The sequence below is a fragment of the Methylobacterium sp. WL12 genome, assembly GCF_008039475.1.
Lineage (GTDB): Bacteria > Pseudomonadota > Alphaproteobacteria > Rhizobiales > Beijerinckiaceae > Methylobacterium > Methylobacterium cerastii.
Window position 1 is genome coordinate 1 of the sequence record NZ_VRUW01000153.1, and the last position, 5,159, is coordinate 5,159.

A 5,159-nucleotide genomic window follows, 5' to 3' on the forward strand; every position below is an offset into this window, starting at 1 on the left:
CCTCCGGGGTGCTTCGGCGCCCCCCCGGGAGCTGGGCTCTCCTCGTCCGGCCTGAACCACGCCCTCGCCCTCGCCTCGATGCTGAGGTCCGAGGGTGGCCGGGCCGGCGTGTCCCGATCCAGGTCACGCCGCCATGGCCCTGCCCTGCTGACGCTTGCGGGCGTGCTCGATGTTGTCGGCGAGCTGCCTCGCCATCGTCATGCCGATCCCGGCGGCCGCGGCCCGGCACGCCAGGTCCCACGGCTCCTGCAGCGTCGGCCGGTACGTCGCCCGGTCGACGGCGAGGAACAGGATGCGGGGATGGTCGATGTCACGCATGCGGCGGCCGACCTGCTTCAGGTGCCCGGCCGCCGTGGTGATGACCCTCTCGCGGCCTTCCCATGCCTGGTCGATCGTGTCGGGGATGGCGACGGGCACGCGGGGCGGCCGGGCGATGTAGGCGAGCCTGGGCTGACCGTGGAGGCGGATCGTGCCCTTGTAGACGCCCCACCGTCCGGACGCGGCCGATCGCTTCGATCGCTTCCCCTCGGCCTCCCGGTTGAGGCGGGCGAGGAAGCCGCGGGGGACGCCGCCGTCGGCCGTGGGCCGGACGCCCTGGGTCATCGTGATGTTCTGCCACCACGGGATCAGGATCTTGTCCTGCGCCAGGCCGACGTCGCCGGGGAGGCGCACGTTGTCGCCCATGCCGAACAGGTACTTGAGGTAAGTGCTCTGGTTCGGCTTCACGAACACCTTCGCGAAGACCTGGTCCATCGAGCGCGTCCCGGCCTCGATGCCGTTCAGCGCCGCCTTGTCGGCACGCGCGTACGAGACCGCCGACTGCGTCCATGGCGAGTTCCGCTTGAGCGTCTTGTGGAACTGCTGGCGGATCCCGAGGACGGCCTTCTTGGCCGTCTCGTCGGTCGCCCACGCCGCGGCGCGTCGGTACTTGGCCATGCCGACGGTCGAGGCGTAGCGGTCGCGCCATGCCTCGATCTGTGATGCGATGTCGACGGTGAGCTCGACGCCGTCGAGGCCACGTCCGGTCCAGCGTTCGCCTGCTCTAGCCATGCCGCGATGGTGGCACGGGGGGCGTGGCCCGGGCAGCGTCACGCCATGGCCCTGAAACACGGAGGGCCCCCGTCCGTCGCCGGAGGGAGCCCTACCACGTGTGATGCACGTACCTCGCGCCGAGGTGACAGGATCCTAGGACGACAGGACGCGTCCTACAAGGGCGACGGTCACGACCCCTGCGAGATGCGACGATACTCGTCGGCGGTCAGGGAGGGCGCCCTGGAGGCCGTGGGACGGGCGATGGCGGTGCGGGCCGAGGAACGACGGGCGACGCTGGCGGAGGCCGTGGGACGCGCTTGCCGGGCGGCCTTGGCGGCCTTGCGGTTGGCGAGGAAATCGGCGGGGACCTCGGCGGACTGCCCGTCGAGCGTCAGGGCTATCCAGTAGCCGAGCGGGCCGCGGGTGACGATGAGGCCGGTGTCGGGGCCGTAGTGGTACGTCGTCAGGTCGTTGTGGACGCGGCGGACCCTGGGACGGTCGTACAGGCGGGGCGACGAGACGGGATCGGCAAGCTCGGACCGGGCCGAGGGGGTCCGGGCAGGGGCAGGAGAAGCCAGAGGCCCGATATCACGTGACGGAACGTGCACCCCCCGCGCGTTCGAATCCGTGACGGTTTCGGTGGTCGCCACGACTGTCTCGACCGAAGCCTCGGCAGCCTCGCGCATCGCCTTCCGCAGAGACGTCTCGCCGCGCCCGGGGATGGCGGTGCAGATCTGCGCCATGGTCTTGCCCTCGGCCTTCATGGCGATGGCCCGGCGCCCGTCCTCGATGCGCGCGGCGACCTGGTCGGACCGCTTCGTGCAACCGTCACGCTCGCGCTTGTCAGCCTGTCGCTCCGCGTTCGTGCGGTCGACCGAGCCGCCCGGCACCAGCACGGACATCAGCTCGCCTTCGGCATCGGTGATGGACAGGTCGTCCACCATCCGGGCGGCGCTGTAGTGGTAGAGCGGCGAGCAGGGCTTGCCGCCGTACTCTTCCTTCTCGCCGGCTTGGTGACGCTGCGCGCGCTTGTCGAGGGTCCCGAGGCACGACAGGGCGGACGCCTCGGTCAGGCCCACCATGGCGCCGAGCTCGCCAGCCCACTCGGTCTTGTCTCCCCCGTACGCGTGCGCGCGGGCGTTCGCGGTAAGGAAGATCCACAGGTGACGGGTCTTCGGGAACACGCCGCCCCGGATCTCGCACAGGCGCAGCAGGTCCGCCGCGATCCTCGCCCACCGGCTGACCGGGACGCGACGCTTCTTGGCTGCGTAGGCCGCCGCTGCCTCGGCGTTGGCCTCGCGCCATGCGGCCCGCTCGTCGAGGATCGCCTTGAGCTCGTGACGGGTGAGCGGCATGACCGCATCGCTCAGCACGTTGAACTCGTGGCGGACGACGTCCCCGATCGAGGACGGCCACGCCATCCTACAGACCGTGCCGTTCTTCTGGTTGACCGACCCCCACAGCCTTAGGACGCGCGCGGCATCCCGGGCGCCACGGTCGAGGCCGAGGTCGCGCGCCAGCTGCCACAGGGGGAGCATGCGCGCCTCGTGGCGGTCGCGCACGGCATCGCGCCGGCGACGGACCGGGCACGTGCCGTCGGGGCGGAGGACCGGGCCGTACAGCGAGTTCATCGCCTTGGCGACCTTGCGCTGAGCCGAGGCCTGAAGCCTGTCGCAGATCCATACGGCGTGCAGGCCGTTGCCGCTCGCTGTGAAGAAGGACGGCATCGGAATCCCGCAGGCCTCGAAGGCGGCGAGCAGCATGTGGACGACCGCCTCCTCGTCTAGGTGGGCGTAGGGCAGGCGGACGCCGGCGGCGTCCGGCGTGCGGAAGTCGAAGTCCATCCACATGTGGCCGACCCTGAACAGGCAGTCGGCGCCGCGGCGGAAGCGGAACGCGTTCATGCCGACGTACATGGCATCGAGCAGCGCCGGGCTGTCGGCGGCGCGCATCTGCCAGACCAGCGTGTCCTCCCACCCGGCCTTGAGCTCGGGCGCTTCGCGCGAGAGGCAGACCTGGCCGCCGCCGGATGTGCCGTGGAGAAAGTGCAGGTGGGCGCGCTTCATGGCCATCCGCGACGAGGCGGAGAGGGCATGGGTGGCGGCGGGAACGGGGCTGTTCGAAGGGGACATCGGGCTCGGCGCGGAGTGGGCGCGCGGGGCATCACGACCGCACGCCCGGGAAAGCTAGCCCCGGGTCCAGCATCTCCAAAGGCCGACCGCACACCGAGGCCGATGACCCGGTTTCAGGCCAAATCCACCACCTCAGGTTGATCCCATGAAAAACGATTTCCAGCCATAACGGCCCATGAGGCATGTCGCGCGCTACCCACCCAGCCGAGCGACAGGGTCATGGGCGATCATGGCTGGAAACGATCCACAGCCCCTCTGGAGGTTCGGCCGGCTATCGGTGCGGACAGTGCGACGGCCGTTTCCTATGCGGCAGGGGTGCGACATCGGACGTTCCGGGTCGACGCAAACCTGCGGGTCGTCTCACTTTAGGTTGTGCAGGCCGATCCGCATGGGCCGGTCATGGGGCTTCATGGGAGCCAACGCATGGGTCATGGGACCGGCATGGGCCTAGGGGGTCTAGCCATGCGCTGACGGTCTGGTTGTGGAGGGGCTGCGCTGGCGCCTTGACGCCCCGTTCGGGCATCGGCGCCGCGAATCGATGAACCGATTCGGTTCCCTCGCGGCGGGACCGCCGGCACCACGACCTCGGTCTGACCCCCTATCCGAATTGTGCCCGCGGCCGGAGGCTTGGGGGCATGACGCACATCACGCCTCGCGGCCCCCGCGCCCATGCCACCGACCACGCCGTCCGCCGGTACGCCGAGCGGTTCCTAGGCGAGACCGTCGAAGAGACGGTGACCGACGACCGCGTCGCGGTCCGGATGCTCAAGGATCGCCGGGTCGACACGGCCCGGATCCGGGCCCGCATCGCCGACGTCGGCGGGGTCATCATGGCGACGGGCCGGACCTCCGGCGACTGCATCGCCTTCCCCGAGGCACTGCGCTTCCGCCTCGTCGAGGGGAAGGTGGTCACCGTCCTCGCGCGGGCCGGCAAGGTGAAGCCGACGACCCCGGAGCCTGCGCCGGCCCGGGCCCGATGCGTCCTCGACATGGAGCACGCATCGTGACCGAGCGCCCCTTCACCTTCGCGGCATGCCCGGACGCCGGGGCATGCCGATCCGGGATCCGGCCGCTGCTGGCCCCGGGGATGGACTGGTCCGAGGTCCAGTGCGGCCGCTGCGGCCAGGCCGGCATCGTCCGCCATGCCGACCTCGTCGACGCGCCGGCCCCGGCCGAGGTGGCGCCCTCCACGATTCCCACGCCCGCCCCCGAGCTGGAGCCGGCTCCCGAGCCCGAGGCCGACGAGGTCGCGGCGCCCTCCACCAAGGGGAGCGGTCGATGAATAGGGGCGGCCTTCCCTTCCGGGGACAGCACCAGAGGCGCGAGGCCGAGTGGGTCGGCGCCATGATCCTGTTCGGCGTCGCGGTGGCGCTGCTGCTGCCGGGCGCCACGTTCTCGCGTCCCACGTTCGGACCGTTCTCGGCCATCGCGCCGGAGGGGACCTGGGGGGCCGCGCTGCTCGGCATCGCGGTCGTCCGGATGGTCAGCCTTTGGGTGAACGGCTCGAAGCAGCCCCGCCCTCCGCTTCGCCACCGCGACCGCCGGCGCCGCGCTCTGGGCCTGGATCACCTCGCTGCTCTGGCACGACGGCTACCCCGGCGTGAACACGGGCTGCGGCGCCTACGGGATCCTCTGCCTCGTCGACACCTACTGCGCGTTCCGGGCGATCTGGGAGCAAGGCCGCAACGACCAGCGGGCGTCCATCGTCCGGAGGGCCGCCGCGTGATCGACCTGCTCTCCTCGATCGTCACCCTTCCGGCCGAGTACGTGAAGACCGCGGGCACGCTGCTCGGCGGCGCCTTCCTGGCGCTCGGCACCTACGTCGTCTCCCGGATCAAGGAGGCACGCCGGCCGCCCGAGCTGGTCATCGGCCCGCCGCGGCTCGCCCTCGACCCCGTGGACCGGGACCTCGGCTTCACCCTGATCCGGACCGGCACCGACCTGACGCGGGCGATGAACGACCTCGGCGAGAACCTGCGCAAGGCCTTCCCGCCC

General features: G+C 71.1%; 6 protein-coding genes. 4 read left to right on the forward strand and 2 right to left on the reverse strand.

The features are described from left to right. Nucleotides 1-123: 123 nt before the first annotated feature. Nucleotides 124-1,050 carry a hypothetical protein gene (locus FV226_RS26650; protein ID WP_147765292.1) on the reverse strand — a complete coding sequence of 309 codons (927 nt, stop codon included), beginning with the start codon at nt 1,048-1,050 and terminating at the stop codon, nt 124-126. Nucleotides 1,051-1,220: 170 nt separating this feature from the next. Beyond that, nucleotides 1,221-3,164 carry a hypothetical protein gene (locus FV226_RS26655; protein ID WP_147765293.1) on the reverse strand — a complete coding sequence of 648 codons (1,944 nt, stop codon included), beginning with the start codon at nt 3,162-3,164 and terminating at the stop codon, nt 1,221-1,223. Between the two features lie 635 nt (nt 3,165-3,799). Here FV226_RS26655 and FV226_RS26660 point away from each other — a divergent pair. The 4 genes from FV226_RS26660 to FV226_RS26675 all read left to right on the forward strand — a co-directional run. Beyond that, nucleotides 3,800-4,171: a hypothetical protein gene (locus FV226_RS26660; RefSeq protein WP_147765294.1), complete on the forward strand. Its 372-nt coding sequence runs from the start codon at nt 3,800-3,802 to the stop codon at nt 4,169-4,171. Continuing rightward, nucleotides 4,168-4,446, forward strand: coding sequence for a hypothetical protein (locus FV226_RS26665; RefSeq protein WP_147765295.1), 279 nt, complete (start codon nt 4,168-4,170; stop codon nt 4,444-4,446). Before FV226_RS26660 ends, FV226_RS26665 begins: the two co-directional genes overlap by 4 nt. A 318-nt stretch (nt 4,447-4,764) precedes the next feature. After that, nucleotides 4,765-4,890 carry a hypothetical protein gene (locus FV226_RS29040; RefSeq protein WP_281406060.1) on the forward strand — a complete coding sequence of 42 codons (126 nt, stop codon included), beginning with the start codon at nt 4,765-4,767 and terminating at the stop codon, nt 4,888-4,890. Further along, nucleotides 4,887-5,159: hypothetical protein (locus FV226_RS26675; protein WP_147765296.1), on the forward strand; the 273-nt coding region annotated here is incomplete at its 3' end. The genes FV226_RS29040 and FV226_RS26675, both read left to right, overlap by 4 nt.

Bases quoted from the DNA above. Each gene is read 5' to 3' on its own strand.
- FV226_RS26650 (WP_147765292.1), bottom strand. From the start codon at position 1,050: ATGGCTAGAGCAGGCGAACGCTGGACCGGACGTGGCCTCGACGGCGTC.
- FV226_RS26655 (WP_147765293.1), bottom strand. From the start codon at position 3,164: ATGTCCCCTTCGAACAGCCCCGTTCCCGCCGCCACCCATGCCCTCTCC.
- FV226_RS26660 (WP_147765294.1), top strand. From the start codon at position 3,800: ATGACGCACATCACGCCTCGCGGCCCCCGCGCCCATGCCACCGACCAC.